Below are 249 nucleotides of genomic sequence, written 5' to 3'. Positions count from 1 at the left end.
GCACCGGAATGCCGCGCGCCGTGGCGAGGGCGATCAGGTCGTCGTCGAGGGTGTTGCCGGCGGTGAGGAGAATGCCGGGGATGTCGAAGCGGGCGAGGCGGTCGAAGACGTTCGCCCGCTCGGGGGGCTCGAAGGAGTGGAGGTAGCGGCACTCGGTGTTGCCGAGCACCTGCAGGCGCTGGAACTGGAACAGGTTGTCGTAGCCCGCGAGCACGAGCCCCGGCCGGTGGAGAGTGTGCTCGACGACGA

General features: G+C 69.5%; 1 pseudogene. It reads right to left on the bottom strand.

Going from position 1 to position 249, the window contains the following annotated elements:
- Positions 1-249: pseudogene (locus tag RYX56_RS24260) on the bottom strand (HPr(Ser) kinase/phosphatase); the annotation flags it as partial.

This window comes from Alkalihalophilus lindianensis (genome assembly GCF_032843265.1).
Lineage (GTDB): Bacteria > Bacillota > Bacilli > Bacillales > Bacillaceae_D > Alkalihalophilus > Alkalihalophilus lindianensis.
The sequence above is the reverse complement of the archived record's forward strand: the minus strand, read 5'-3'. Positions and strand labels throughout refer to the sequence as shown.